The sequence below is a fragment of the Embleya sp. NPDC050154 genome, from assembly GCF_044460165.1.
In the GTDB taxonomy this organism is placed as follows: Bacteria; Actinomycetota; Actinomycetes; order Streptomycetales; family Streptomycetaceae; genus Embleya.
The window spans coordinates 140,364-154,381 of the sequence record NZ_JBITJP010000027.1; the positions used below are offsets into that span (position 1 = coordinate 140,364).

Annotated in this window: 10 protein-coding genes; 6 read left to right on the plus strand and 4 right to left on the minus strand. The window is 72.4% G+C overall.

Features of this window, described 5'->3' with window-relative positions:
• Window positions 1–37: 37 nt before the first annotated feature.
• The gene (locus ACIBSV_RS40575; protein ID WP_395872286.1) at window positions 38–1,120 is read right to left on the minus strand and encodes an aminotransferase class V-fold PLP-dependent enzyme; all 1,083 of its coding nucleotides are present in this window, start codon (window positions 1,118–1,120) and stop codon (window positions 38–40) included.
• A 243-nt stretch (window positions 1,121–1,363) separates the two neighbouring features.
• The gene (locus tag ACIBSV_RS40580) at window positions 1,364–1,855 is read right to left on the minus strand and encodes a hypothetical protein (protein WP_395872288.1); all 492 of its coding nucleotides are present in this window, start codon (window positions 1,853–1,855) and stop codon (window positions 1,364–1,366) included.
• 256 nt (window positions 1,856–2,111) lie between these two features.
• Between ACIBSV_RS40580 and ACIBSV_RS40585 the strand changes: the two genes are divergently transcribed.
• From ACIBSV_RS40585 to ACIBSV_RS40595, 3 genes are all read left to right on the plus strand, one after another.
• The gene (locus ACIBSV_RS40585; RefSeq protein ID WP_395872290.1) at window positions 2,112–3,578 is read left to right on the plus strand and encodes an MFS transporter; all 1,467 of its coding nucleotides are present in this window, start codon (window positions 2,112–2,114) and stop codon (window positions 3,576–3,578) included.
• Between the two features lie 169 nt (window positions 3,579–3,747).
• Complete coding sequence (locus ACIBSV_RS40590; RefSeq protein ID WP_395872291.1) at window positions 3,748–4,581, plus strand: ABC transporter ATP-binding protein; 834 nt, start codon at window positions 3,748–3,750, stop codon at window positions 4,579–4,581.
• On the plus strand, window positions 4,581–7,115 hold the full coding sequence (locus ACIBSV_RS40595) for an ABC transporter permease (RefSeq protein WP_395872293.1): 2,535 nt from the start codon (window positions 4,581–4,583) through the stop codon (window positions 7,113–7,115). The genes ACIBSV_RS40590 and ACIBSV_RS40595 overlap by 1 nt, the downstream gene beginning before the upstream one ends.
• Window positions 7,116–7,233: 118 nt before the next feature.
• Here ACIBSV_RS40595 and ACIBSV_RS40600 read toward each other — a convergent pair whose 3' ends face one another.
• Both ACIBSV_RS40600 and ACIBSV_RS40605 read right to left on the minus strand, forming a co-directional pair.
• Window positions 7,234–7,908 carry a response regulator gene (locus tag ACIBSV_RS40600; protein ID WP_395872295.1) on the minus strand — a complete coding sequence of 225 codons (675 nt, stop codon included), beginning with the start codon at window positions 7,906–7,908 and terminating at the stop codon, window positions 7,234–7,236.
• A complete protein-coding gene (locus tag ACIBSV_RS40605; protein WP_395872297.1) occupies window positions 7,905–9,170 on the minus strand; it encodes a sensor histidine kinase in 1,266 nt (421 codons plus the stop codon). Before ACIBSV_RS40605 ends, ACIBSV_RS40600 begins: the two co-directional genes overlap by 4 nt.
• A gap of 437 nt (window positions 9,171–9,607) precedes the next feature.
• On the opposite strand from ACIBSV_RS40605, the gene ACIBSV_RS40610 reads away from it, so the two are divergent.
• The 3 genes from ACIBSV_RS40610 (at window position 9,608) to ACIBSV_RS40620 (ending at window position 13,773) form a co-directional block, all read left to right on the plus strand.
• Window positions 9,608–10,279 carry a DUF2269 family protein gene (locus ACIBSV_RS40610; RefSeq protein ID WP_395872299.1) on the plus strand — a complete coding sequence of 224 codons (672 nt, stop codon included), beginning with the start codon at window positions 9,608–9,610 and terminating at the stop codon, window positions 10,277–10,279.
• A gap of 170 nt (window positions 10,280–10,449) precedes the next feature.
• On the plus strand, window positions 10,450–11,226 hold the full coding sequence (locus tag ACIBSV_RS40615; protein ID WP_395872300.1) for an ABC transporter ATP-binding protein: 777 nt from the start codon (window positions 10,450–10,452) through the stop codon (window positions 11,224–11,226).
• A 6-nt stretch (window positions 11,227–11,232) separates the two neighbouring features.
• Window positions 11,233–13,773, plus strand: a complete 2,541-nt coding sequence (locus ACIBSV_RS40620) for an FtsX-like permease family protein (RefSeq protein ID WP_395872302.1) — start codon at window positions 11,233–11,235, stop codon at window positions 13,771–13,773.
• Window positions 13,774–14,018: the final 245 nt, after the last annotated feature.

Genomic DNA, 14,018 nt, shown 5'->3' on the forward strand with positions numbered 1-14,018 from the left:
GTGCCGCCGGGGCGGCATCGGGTCGGTATCGGGTGGCTCAGGAGGTGAGCGCGGTGACGGCGGCGTCGACGTCGGCGTCGGTGTTGTACACGTGGAAGGCCAGTCGGGTGCGGCCGGCGCGGGCCGAGAACCGGATGTCGGCGGCCTCCAGGCGCTCCTTGGCGTCGGGGATGTCGATCGCGACGATCGCGCTGTCGCCGGGAGGCAGGCCCAGGCCGGCCAGGAAGCGGTTGGCGAGGGCCACGTCGTGGGCGTGGATGTGCTCGACGCCGATCCGCTCGACCAGGTCGAGCGCGGGGTCGGCGCCCACCTGGCAGAACCAGGCCGGCGAGGTGTCGAATCGGCGCGCGGTGTCGGTCAGGCGCAACGGCGGGCCGTAGTAGGGGTCGCCGTCGGCGGCGCCGGCGTACCAGTTCGCGGCGTGCGGGAGGGTACGCGCGGCCAACTCCGGTGCGACGTAGCCGTAGGCCGTGCCGCGCGGTGCCATCAGCCACTTGTAGGCGCTGACCACGAACAGGTCGTAGCGGGTCGCGTCCAGCGGCAGCCAACCACAGGCCTGCGTGCCGTCCACGTACACGCTCGCGCCGTACGCGCGGGCCGCCGCGACGATGTCCGCCTCGGCGGCGATCGAGCCGTCGGCGGACTGGACCAGGCTGAACGCGACGGCCGTGGTGCGCTCGTCGATCGCGTCGACGAGTTTGGCCGGCGGCACCGTGACCACCTCGACGCCCCGGGCCTCCTGGACCAGCCACGGGAACAGGTTCGAGGTGAATTCGACCTCGGGCACCACGAGCCGCCCGCCGACCGGAAGCCCGGCGGCGAACGGGGCGAGCAGGCCGGAGGTGGTGTTGCCCGCCATGATCGTCTCGGCCGGCGCGCCGACGATCCGTCCGAACGTGGCCCGGGCCCGCTCGCCGGCCGCGTGGAACCCGTCCATGTCGGTGCGCCCGCGCCGCCAGGTCTCCTGGGCCCGGGTCAGCGCCTCGTAGGCGACGTTCGGCGGCAGGCCACTGCTCGCGGTGTTCAGCCAACCGGGGTCGGTGCTCCAGTTCGAGAGCGCGCGACCGGGGTCCGCGTCGGGATTCGGATTCGCCATGGGGTGGTCCGGTTTCGAGTCCATGGGCCGAGGCTAGGCAACCGGTGGATCCCGGGAATAGGGCCACCTGGTCGCCGGTGGCCTGCTTTCGGTGCGGACGGGTCGCGGTTCGGCGCCGTTGTGGCTCGCGCGCGTCTGCGGCCCGGCCCGGCGGGACGGCTTCGGCCCGGGCGCGGGCCGAAGCCGTCCCCGGTCCGTGCCCGCCGGCCTCTGTGCCGTGCCGGCCGGGCCGGCGTGTCGTGCCGGCCTCGGCCTCGTTGTCTCCGCCTACCGGCTCGTACCGTCCCCGACGTCGCTGTCGGTGCGTGCGGACAACCAATCCGGCCAGGGGACCGGCGGGTTGGGGAGCGGGGTGATGTCGCGCTCGGCACACAGGCGTTCGAAGCCCGCGCGGTCGGCGGGGACGGCCCGGGGGTCGCCGCACATGATCTCGTACAGGGTCGCGCCCTCGGGGCCGGCGATCAGGGGGCCGAACGCGGCGCCCTGTTCGAGGGTGATGTGAGTGCCGGTGGGGCACGGGCGGTCGCCGATCAGGACCTCGCCGGCCACGACGAAGACGTAGTGCTCGGACATGTGGCCGTGCCGTTCGACCACTACACCCGCGTCGTAGCGGGCGTAGATGACCAACCGCTCGGGGGACCACTCCAGGAACTTCTCCCAGACCGACGTGCGCCGGCCGCCGTGCGACTGGGCCTTGACCTCGTGCCACGGGGCCTCGGAGATGTGGGTGATGCGCAGTTCGGGTTCTCGATCCGCCACGGGGTTGCCCTCCCAAGAAGTGACGATGCGTCAGATCGATCTTGACACAGAATCGCGGCTTGGGATTTGCCCGATATTTGGCGTATTTCTGGCTCTTGCGCACCAAATACTTACAGGGAATTTACCCCCGGTGCTCCGCCCGGCGGTGATCACGTGTTCCGGGGGCGCATAAAGTCGGTTGATACACCCAACCAAAAACCCTGTCGCGGCCCACCGTGTGTCTCCGTCGGTGGCCCGTATATGTAAGGAACCAGTCTTGAAGAGCGCGCAGCAGGCGCCGTCCGCCACTGTCCCGCCCGCCGCACCCGGAACCCCGATCACGACCGCGCCCGCAGGCATGAGCCGGACCGGGTTCGTCCTGCTCGTCCTGATCATGGGTGCGCTGACCTACTCGTTGCTCCAGTCGATGCTGGCGCCGGCCCTCCCGCAGATCCAGACCGAGATCGGCGCGAGCGCCGACGCGACCTCGTGGCTGATGACCGGCTACCTGCTGTGCGCCTCGGTGACCACGCCCATCCTCGGGCGGCTGGGCGACATGTACGGCAAGAAGCGCCTGTTCGTGTTCACCATCGGCATGCTCGCGGTCGGTTCGCTGGTCTGCGCGCTGGCCGACTCGGTCGGCCTGATGATCATCGGCCGGGTGATCCAGGGCTTCGGCGGCGCGGTCTTCCCGCTCTCCTTCGGCATCGTGCGCGACGAGTTCCCGCCGGAGCGCCGGGCCGGTGCGATCGGCCTGATGTCCGCGATCATGGGCATCGGCGGCGGCATAGGCATCGTGGTCACCGGCCCGATCATGGACCACCTGTCCTACCACTGGCTGTTCTGGATCCCGATGGTGACCTGCCTGGTCACCGCGATCGCGTCGTGGTTCCTGATCCCCGAATCGCCGGTCCGGGTCAAGGCACGGATCCACTGGCTCGGCGGCGCGCTGATGTCGCTCGGCCTGGTCGGCGTACTGCTCGCGCTGAGCAAGGGCGAGTCCTGGGGCTGGGGCTCGGTGAACACCGTCGGCCTGTTCGCGGTCGGCATCGTCTTCCTCGGCCTTTGGGTGCTCGCCGAATCGCGCGCGGACGAACCGCTCGTGGACATGCGGGTGATGCGGCTGCGCGGGGTGTGGGCGACCAACCTCGGCGGCCTGCTCGTCGGTTTCTCGATGATGGCGGGCATGCTGCTCGTGCCGCGCTTCCTCCAGATGCCGGAGAGCACCGGCTACGGCTTCGGCACCACGGTGACCGTGTCCGGTCTGTACGTGCTCCCGCAGGCCTTCGCGATGTTGCTGATCGGCCCGATGGCGGGCGTGATCGACAAGCGCTTCGGCTCGAAGATGGCGATGATCGCCGGCTGCGTGCTGATGGCCGCCGGGTTCGCGTTCCTGGCCGTCCTGCACACCAGCGGCCGGCACATCCTGCTCGCGATGTTCGTCTTCGGCATCGGCATCGGGCTCGCCATGTCGGCGATGGCCAACCTCATCGTCGGCGCGGTCCCGGTCGAGCAGACCGGCATCGCCACCGGCATCAACACGATCGCCCGCACCGTCGGCATGTCCTGTGCGAGCGCGATCTCCACGACGCTGCTCACCGCCAACCCCGGCCCCGGCGGACTGCCCGCCGAACGCGGCTTCGTGCTGACCTTCATCTGCGCCGCCGCGGCCGCGCTCGTCGCACTCGGGGTCACCTTCGTGGTGCCCAGCCGGGCCAAGCCGGGCGCCCGCCCCGTCGCCTGAGCATGTCGGTGGTGGGGCGGGCCGCACCACCCGCGTCCCGACCCCCCGCCCGGGGGTGGGGTTGTCCCCACCCCCGATCCGCGTGGTCGCACCCTCGTGCCGAAGGGGCGCCGATCCGTAGCGTCGAACCTGTTGGTTTCGACAGGCGTTACGGGTCACAGGAGGCACCATGTTCGGGCGAGGCGGCCGCGGTACACGACAGGCGAAGCGGGATGCCGCGAACTCGCCGCGGTACGCGGCGCCCGCGTCGGTCGACTGCGCGGTCCGGCTGGACGCGGTGACCAAGGCGTACGGCAAGGGCGAGTCGGCCGTGCACGCGCTGCGCGGCATCGACCTGGCGATTCCCCGGGGTACCTTCACCGCCGTGATGGGCCCGTCCGGGTCCGGCAAGAGCACCTTCCTGCACTGCGCCGCCGGTCTGGACCGGCCGGACGGCGGCCGGGTGCTCCTGGGCACCGACGACCTGACCGCGATGAAGGAGAACGAGCTCACCCGGCTGCGCCGGACCCGACTCGGCTTCGTCTTCCAGGCGTTCAACCTGCTGCCCTCGCTCACGGTCGAGAAGAACGTGCTGCTGCCGCTGCGGTTGGCGGGCGTACGCGCCGACCGGCGGCGGGCCGCCGAGGTGCTCGCCATGGTCGGCCTCGACCGGCACTCCGGCCGTCGGCCGGCGCAACTGTCCGGCGGCCAACAGCAGCGCGTGGCGATCGCCCGGGCCCTGGTCACCCGACCCGACGTGCTCTTCGCGGACGAGCCCACCGGCGCGCTGGACACCACCACCGCCGCCGAGGTGCTCTCGCTGCTGCGCCGGGCCGTGGACGAGACCGGCGCCACCATCGTGATGGTCACCCACGACCCGGTCGCCGCCTCCTACGCGGACCGGGTGGTCTTCCTGGCCGAGGGCAACCTCGCGGGCGAGCTGTACCGGCCCACCCCGGAGGCGATCGCCGCCCGGATGGTCGACCTGTCCCAGGTGAACGCACGGCAGGGATGGGCCGCCTGATGTCGTTGTTTCGACCCAACGGTCTCGCAAGCACCTCGGTGCGCTTTCGGCCCGCGTCCTTCGCGGGCTCGTTCGTGGCGCTGCTGTTCGCCGCGATGCTGGTCACGATGTGCGGCGTGTTCATGGAGAGCGGGATCCGCGCGCACGCCACCACCGAGCGCTATGCCGACACGCCGGTCCTGGTCAGCGGGCCCAACGACGTGAGCAAGCGGTTGGGCAAGGGGGAGGGTACATACACCGAGTCGGCCCCGCTGCCCGAGCGGACCCGGCTCGACGCCGGGCTCGCCGGGCGGATCGCGGCCGTGCCGGGGGTGGGCTCGGTGATCCCCGACCTGACCTTCCCGGCGCAGACCGAGCGGGCCGTGGTGGACGGGCACGGGTGGTCCTCGGCGCCGTTGGCCGGTACCCGCGAGGGCACCGCGCCGCGTGCCGGTGAGGTCGTGTTGACCACCGATGCCGCCGGTTCGGCCAAGGTCGGCGACAGCGTGCGGTTGACCACGCCCGGCGGTGAGGTCGCGCTGCGGGTGAGCGGCGTGCTGCCGGGTCGGGGTGCGCACCTGTACGTGCCCGACGCGGACGCGCAGCGGTTGGCCGGGCATCCCGGCACGGTCACCGCGATCGGCGTGCTTCCGGCGGCCGGCGCGGACACCGGCAAGGTCGCCCAGGACGTGCGGGCCGCGCTGACGGGCACCGGTGCCAAGGTGTCCACCGGGGACGACCGCGGGGCGGCCGAGTACACCGACTTCGGGAACACCAAGGAGATGTTCACCGCGATCGGCGGCACCCTGGGCGGCATCGTGCTCATGGTGGCGATCTTCGTGGTCGCGGGCGCCACCGCGCTGTCGGTGGGGCAGCGCCGGCGCGACATCGCGCTGCTGCGCGCGGTGGGCGCCACGCCGTGGCAGATCCGCCGGATGATCGCCACCGAGACCGGTCTGGTGTCCCTGGTGGCGGGTGTCGTCGGGGTGCTGCCCGGCACGCTGCTGGCCCGCTGGTGGTTCTCCGCCATGGACGACCGGGGCCTGGTCGCGCACGGCGTCACGCTGTCGGTGGGCTGGATCCCGATGGTCGTGGCCGTCGGGGCGGGGACGCTGACCGCGCTGGGCGCGGGACTGCTCGCGGCGCGGCGCAGTGCGAAGATCAAGCCGACCGAGGCCCTGGGCGACGCCGCTGTCGAGCGGGTCTTCGTCGGCTGGATCCGACTGGTGCTCGGTCTCGGTGCGCTCGGCGGCGGAATCGCGGTGACCCGGATCGCGCTGAACGCGACCGGTGACGACGCGATCGCCGCGGCCGGCGGCGTGATCATGCTGTTCATGCTCGCGATCGGACTGCTCGGCCCGATCCTGGCGCACGTGTGCGTCTCGGTGTTCGGGTGGGTCGGGAGCCTGTTCGGCACCACCGGACAACTCGCGTTCGACAACGCCCGGGCCAACTCGCGGCGACTCGCGTCGGCGATCACCCCGATCGCGCTGGCGGTCGCCTTCGCGGCCACGCTGAGCTTCATGTTCGCGGCCGAGGATCACCACGCGAGTGTGCAGTCCCGGGACGCGATCACCGCCGATCGGGTGCTGGCCGGGCCGGGCTTCATTCCGCAGACCACCGCCAAGGTGGCCGGCACACCCGGTGTCGCTTCGGTGACGTCGGTGCTGAACACCGCGGTCGTGGTGGTCCGGGACGGCGGCCTGCAGAAGCAGAGCGCGCAGGGCATCGGGGGCACCGCGCAGGATCTGGCGAGCACGCTGGATCTGGGTGTGCGCGAGGGCAGCACCGACGCGCTGCGACCCGGTGCGCCGCAACCGGCGGGCGGAGCGGTCGCGTTGGACCGCGAGGTGGCATCGGCGCTGCACGGCAAGGTCGGCGAGCCGGTCTCGATGTGGCTCGGGGACGGTACCGCGATCGACCCGATCGTGGTGGCGATCTACGATCGCGGCCTGGGCACCGCCGGCGTGACGCTGCCGCGGGCCGCGGTCGAGACACACGTGGAGACGGCGCTGGACAGCCGGCTGCTGGTGCGGTTCGCCCCCGGCGCGGACACGCGGGCCGCGGACGCGGCGCTGACCGGTCTGACGCAGCGTCACCCGGGAGCGTCGGTACAGGACCGCGCCGCCTACGCGACCCAGGTCGACAAGGACCGCGAGACCAACAAGTGGCTGAACTACATCATGCTGGTCATCCTCGCGGGCTTCGCGACGATCGCCGCGATCAACACGATGGCGGTCACCACGGCGGCCCGGAACCGGGAGTTGGGCCTGATGCGGATGATCGGCAGCACCCACGGCCAGGTTCGGGCGGTGCTGCGGCGCGAGGCGATCATGGTCGGTGCGATCGGACTGGGGCTGGGCATGTCGGTGGCGATGGCCACCCTGGTGCCGTTCAACAAGGGCTCGTTCGACACCTCGACCCCGTACGTCCCGCTGCCGCTGTGCCTGGCGATCAGTGCGGCCGCCCTCCTACTGGCCCCACTGACGGTGGCCCCGGTGGCCCGCCGGCTGCTGCGGTTGGCTCCGATCGACGCGGTCGGCGCCAAGGAATAGCGCGGTCCGTGCACCGACGCGAGCGGCGGACGGGCCGGCCCGCCCGGCGCTCGCGTCGGTGCGGCGTCGATGCCCGTGTCGGGTGCCGGGGTTGGGGTCGGCGACTCGCGTCGGCCGGTCACGGGGAGGTGCGGCCCGGGGTGACCAGGCCGGTCTCGTAGGCGAAGACCACCAGTTGGGCCCGGTCGCGCACGGACAGCTTGGTCATCGCGCGGCTGACGTGGGTCTTCGCGGTGAGCGGACTGAGCACCAGGTGCTCGGCGATCTCGTCGTTGGACAGGCCGCGACCGACCAGCCCGACGATCTCCCGCTCGCGCTCGGTGAGCAGCGCCAGTTCGGCGGCCGGCGCGGCGGTCGGGCGCGAGGCGCCGGCCGCGTACTCCTCGATCAACCGGCGAGTCACGTTCGGCGACAACAAAGCGTCGCCCGCCGCGACCACCCTTACCCCGCGCAGGAGTTCGGCCGGTTCGGTGTCCTTGACCAGGAAGCCGCTCGCGCCGTTGCGCAGCGCCTCGAAGACGTACTCGTCCAGGTCGAACGTGGTCAGGATGATCACCCGGACGTCGGTCAGCGCCGGATCCGCCGCGATCACCCGGGCCGCCTCCAGACCGTCCATGCCCGGCATCCGGATGTCCATCAGCACGACGTCGGGGCGCAGTTCGCCGGTGAGTCGGACCGCCTCGCCGCCCTCGCCCGCCTCGCCCACGACCTCCATGTCCGGCTGCGCGGCCAGCAGGGCCCGAAAGCCCGCGCGCACCAGCGCCTGGTCGTCGGCCAGCACCAACCTGATCATGCGTCCCCCTCGATGGACTGCGCCGGACCGCCCGCGTTCGCCGCCGATCCGGTCGGCGGATGTCCACCGCCATCATGCCCGTCGGCGCGATCACCGTAGGGGAGGTGCGCCTGAACGCGGAAGCCGCGCCCGGGAACCGGCCCCGCGACACAACGGCCACCGAGCGCGGCGGCCCGCCGGCGCATGCCGTGCAGCCCGTTGCCGCCGGAGACCAGCGCATCGGCGGGAGCCGACCTCGACTCGGGCCGCACGCCTCGACCGTTGTCGCGGACCGACAGCTCCAACCCGCTCTCCCCATAGGTCACGCCCACCACGGCGTCGCTCGCCGCGGCGTGCCGCAGGGTGTTGGTCAACGCCTCCTGCACGATCCGATACGCCGCCAGGTCCACCGCCGAAGTCAACGGGCGCGCGGTGCCCGAGCGCTCGACCCGGACGGTCAGCCCGCCGGCGGACGTACGCGCGACCAGCTCGTCCAGCCGGTCCAGGCCCGCGGTGGGCGCGCGTGGGGCGCCGTCCGGACCCGAGCGGTCCACCGAGTCGCCCTTGAGGATGTCCAGCACCGAGCGCAGTTCGCCCAGCGCCTCGCGGCTCGCGTACTTGACCGCGGTCAGTGCCTCCCGGGCCTGCTCGGGCGACGAGTCCATCAACTCCAGGCCCACCGACGCCTGCACGTTCATCAGCGAGATGTGATGGGCGAGCACGTCGTGCAACTCGCGGGCGATCCGCAACCGTTCGTCGCCCGCCCGGCGCCGCTCGGCCTCGGCCAGGCCGAGCGACTGCACGCGGGCCCGCTGCGCCTCGGCGGCGTTGAAGGCGCGGCGCAGCCGAACCATCTCGCCGATGCCCGCGAGCACCAGCAGCCACGCGGCGATGCCCAGCGCGGGCGCGACGTCGGGCGTGGCCTCCGAGGTCAACAGCGGCGAGATCCACACGAAACCGGTGTAGCCCAGCACGAGGACCACATACGACAGGAGGCGTAGACCGGCGGCGAACGCGCTCCACAGCGCGATGATCATCGCCAGGAAGATCGGCCCGCGCGGATAGTCGAGCGACGTATAGAGCAGTGCCGAGCCGACCGCCACCAGGAGCACGCCCGCCGGGTGGCGGCGGCGCACGGCCAGGGCCAGCGGGCCGAGCGCGATCAGCAGCACGCCCCACACGTCAAGATCCCGCGGGGCGTCCGGCTGGCGGTGGGCCGCGAAGGCCGTCGCGGCCACTTGCACCACACACACCAGCAGCGCGAGCGCGACGTCGCGCACCACGCGGGGCACCGGACCGAGGAGGTGCTCGAGCCAGCGCGCGCCGGGGCGGGAAACCCGCGACCACGGTGATCCGGGCCGCGAGCCCGGGCGCCGGGTCGGGGGATTCGAGGGGCTCGTCATGTGATCAACGGTAGGGGGAGTGGGCGGCGTCGCGCGTCGGCTGCGCGTGGGCTTGTCGGCTGCTCCCGGGGGAGCAGACGAAGCGCTGTCGGCTGCTCCCCCGGGAGCAGGAAGACGCTGGTCGACGGGCCCTTCGACCTGCCCGGGCAGCAGGCCCGGTGCATCCCCGGGCCGGACGCCGGCCGGGGCGCGAATCGCGAGAGTTGACCTTGTCGACGAGGCCCCGGAACGAACCCGGTTTCCGCACCTCGCCGCCGCGGCCCGGGCCCTTCGCCCGACCTCGCGTCCGTGTCCCGCACCACTTCCAGGAGGTCACTGTGAACGCGTCCCCGACGACCGGGAACCGGCGCTTCCCGAGGTCCGTCCGCAGGGCGGTCAACTCCGGGCACGTCGTGTTCGCGGTCGGTCTCCTGGGTGTCGAGTGGGTCATGCTGCTGATCGGCATCGTGGCCCGGTCGACCGACGACCCGGCCCTGCGCCACGGCGCGTATCAACTCATGCGGATCTTCGCTTTGGCGGGCGGCATCCCGTTCGCCGTGTTGTCCCTGATCACCGGTGTGCTGCTGTGCCTGTACACGCCGTGGGGGCTGTGGCAACACCTGTGGATCAAGGTCAAGATCGTGCTGCTGGTCGCGGTGATCGTGACCGGCGCCGCCGTGGTGAGCCAGTTCGCGCACCGGCTGATCGCCGCCTCCGCGTCCGATGGGAACGCGGACGCGCTGCCGCCGCTGCAGACCTGGCACCTGGTCGTGGTGATCTTCCAGCTGGTCGCGCTGATCGTCTCGACGGCGCTGTCCGTGTTCAAGCCCTCGGGCGACCGCGGCCGAGGCCGGCCCCGGGCGCGCCGCCGCGCCGAGAACGCCCCGGGGGACCGCTCGACCGCGTCCGACCCGACCGGCGAGGCGGCCGGCGCTCGCGAATCCGTCGGCGTGGGCCGATCCACGCCTGGGCTCCGGTCCTCGGCGCCGGTTCGCAATCCGGTCGCATAGCACCGGTCCGTACGGCCGCCCGGCTCCGGTTCGGAGCAAACGGCCCGGGGGCCGGTCCGACCGGTCCGCGATACCGGTCCGCGACAGCGGTTCGTAGTACCGATCCGCGGTCCCGGTCCACGGCACTCGTCCCGTCCCGCACGTCCGTTCTCTCTCCGACAAGGATCGTCATGACCACGAGCATCGACCCCAACTCCTACGCGGCGCGCGCCGAACGCGTCTCGCGGGTGCACGGCGACGGGGACACCACCGTGCGCGCCCTGGACGACGTCAGTATCGGCTTCCCACGCGGCCGGTTCACCGCCGTGATGGGTCCCTCCGGCTCCGGCAAGTCCACCCTGCTGCACTGCCTGGCCGGACTCGACGAGGTCAGCGACGGCGCCGTCTTCCTCGGTGACACCGAACTGGGTGCACTGACCGACCGGCAGCTCACCCGGCTGCGTCGGGACCGGATCGGGTTCGTCTTCCAGGCATTCAACCTGCTGCCCACGATGACCGCGCTGGAGAACATCGTGCTGCCCGCGTCGCTGGCCGGCCGCAAGGCGGACCAGGGCTGGCTGGACCGGGTGGTCGCGGCGGTCGAGTTGGACCGGCGACTGCACCACCGGCCCGGCGAGCTCTCCGGCGGGCAGCAGCAGCGGGTCGCGGTGGCCCGGGCACTGGTCGGCCGGCCGGAGATCGTGATGGCGGACGAGCCGACCGGCAACCTCGACTCGCGCTCGGGCGCCGAGGTGCTCACGCTGCTGCGCGACGCGGTGGACGAACTCGACCAGACCGTGCTGATGGTCACCCACGACCCGGTCGCCGCCGGCTACGCGGACAGCGTGGTCTTCCTGGCCGACGGCCGGATCGCGGACCACATGCAGGAGCCCACTCCGGATCGGGTGCTCGACCGGATGAAGGCGTTCGACCGCGTCGCCGCCGGTGCCGGCGCCCGAGGGGAGTGACCCGCGATGCTGATTCGTCTCTCGCTCGCCAACCTGTGGGCCCGCAAACGCCGGCTCGTGGGACTCGCCCTGGCGGTGCTGCTCGGCACGGCCTTCCTCTCCGGCGCGCTGGTGCTCGCCGACACGATGAACTCCTCCATCGGCGGGCTGATCCGGGACAGCGGCGCCGGTACCGACGTGGTGGTGCGCAACGCGACCTCGGTGACCGACGACCCGGGCACCCAGCGCGGCGGCATCGACGCGGCGCTGGTGGACCGGGTCCGGGCGGTGCCCGGCGTCGCGGGCGCCGAGCCGGTGATCCAGGGCTACGGCCAGGTGGTCGGCAAGGACGGCAAGGCGCTCACCGGCAACGGTCCGCGGATGGCGGGCAACTGGGTGCCCGACCCGGCCCTGACGCCCTATCGTCTGGCCGCCGGCCGGGCGCCGGCGGCGCCCGACGAGGTGGTGATCGACCGGGCCACCGCCAAACAGGGGCACCTGGAGCCCGGCGACCGGGTCACCGTGCTGACCCCGGGACCGGTCCCGGTCACCATCGTGGGCGTCGCCACCTTCGGTGACCTGGACGCCTTCGGCGGCGGCTCCTACACGGCGTTCGACCTCGACGGCGCGCGGCAGCACGTGCTGCGCGATCCCGGCAAGGTCGGCACGATCGCGGTGCGCGCGGCGGCCGGCACCGACCAGAAGGAATTGGCCGCGCGGATCCAGCGGGCGCTGCCCGCCGACGTCCAGGCGGTGCCCGGCAGTGTGGCCACCGGCGAGGCGGTGTCCGCCGTGGAGGACGGCTTCCTGAGCGTCTTCCGTACCTTCCTGACCGTCTTCGCCGCGATCGCGCTGGTCGTCGCGGCCTTCTCGATCAATCACACGTTCTCCGTGGTCGCCGCGCAGCGCACCCGGGAGGTGGCGCTGATGCGGGCCCTGGGCGCGAGCCGCGGCCAGGTGTTGCGACAGGCGCTGATCGAGGCCGTCGTGATCGGTGTGGTGGCGTCCGCACTCGGCCTCGCGGCCGGGCTCGGGCTGGCCGCCGGACTCAAGGAGCTCTTCGCCGGGCTCGGCTTCGAACTGCCGGCCCGCGGGCTGACGTTCAAGGCGACCACCGCGTTGACGGTGTTGCCGGTGGGCATCGTGGTGACGGCGTTCGCGGCCCTGGTGCCGGCGGTGCGCGGCTCGCGGGTGGCGCCGGTGACCGCGCTGCGCGGAGCGGGCGCGGAGCGCGTCGAACTGCCTCGGCGCCGGTTGATCGCGGGCCTGGTGCTGCTGGCCGCCGGCCTCGGCGTGGGCATCGTCGGCGGCGGCCTGGTGGGTCTGGCGATCGCCGCCCCGGCGCTGCTCGCGGGTGTCCTGCTGGTTGCCCCGGCGGGCATTCGGGCGGCCGGTGGACCGCTCACCGCACTGCTGCCGCGACTGCGCGGCGCACCCGGTGCGTTGGCCCGGGGCAACCTGCTGCGCAGTCCGCGCCGGACCGCCGGCGCGGCCACCGCGATGTTGCTCGGGATCGCCATTGTCACGCTGTTCGCCGTATTCGCGGCCTCGCTCAAGGAGGGCGCCGGCGAGCAGACCCGGAAGGTGATCGCCGGCCAACTGGTGATCGGCGGATCCTCGCCGGGCGGTTGGGCCGGCGGCGGCCACAGTCCGGAACTCACCAGCAAGGCAGCAGAGTTGCCCGGAGTCGAGGCGGCGACCGGGATTCGCAACGCGGGCGCGCTCGTGGACGGGCACGGCCGGCAGTTGTTGGCCGTGGACTCGGCCCGGCTGGACCGGCTGTTCGATCTCGACGTGCGTGACGGTCGGGTGACCGGGCTCGGCGTGAACGGCATGGCGGTGTCCGAGGATGCCGCGAAGGAGCGCGGTTGGCGGCTCGGTTCGACCGCGGAGGTCACCTTCCCGGACGGCGCGCGACAGACGTTCACGGTCACCGGTTTGTACGACCGCACGGCCGTGGTCGGCGACTACCTGATCGATCGTCTCGCCTGGGAGCCGCACGCGGACGCGGCGCTGGACGCGGCGACGGTGTTGCGGTTGGCGCCCGGTGCCTCGACCGACGCGGTCAAGGCCGAGGTGCGGCGGTTGGCGAAGGACTACGGCGCGCCGCCGGTGCGCGATCGTGAGGGGTTCGTGGCCGCGCGTGCCGCGATGTTGCAGACGCTGGTCGCGGTGGTCTACGTGCTGCTCGCGCTCGCGTTGGTGATCGCGCTCGGCGGGATCGCGAACACGCTGTCCCTCGCCGCCCACGAACGCACCCGTGAGCTGGGGTTGTTGCGGGCGATCGGAGCCGCGCGGGCGCAAGTGCGGTCGGCGCTGCGTTGGGAGTCCACGTTGGTTGCGGTGATCGGGGCGGTGGCCGGGCTCGTGGTGGGTCTGTTCCTGGGCTGGGTCGCGATTGGAGCGATCGGCGGGGCGAACACGGGGGCGCCGCTTCCCTTCTCGGTGCCCACGGTGCAATTGGCCGTGCTGGTGGGGGTTGGCGCGATCGGTGGGTTGGCCGCCGGGGCGAGGCCCGCTGCGCGGGCTGCGCGGTTGCCGGTCTTGCGCTCGATTGCGACCGAGTAGGTTTCGCGTTTCGTCCTCGTCGACGGTTGCTTGGTCGGCGCCTGGGGTTGGGTTGGCTGGGTCGGCCTCAAGCGCCGGCCGGGCTGGGTTGGCCTCAAGCGCCGGCCGGGCTGGGTTGGCCTCAAGCGCCGGCCGGGCTGGGTTGGCCTCAGAAGCCGTTGTCATACCGAACTTGGCGTCGGGTTATAGGACTTGGGTTCTCGTTGGAGTGGTCTCGGCGCTGAGAGCGCATGAAAGCAGGGCCT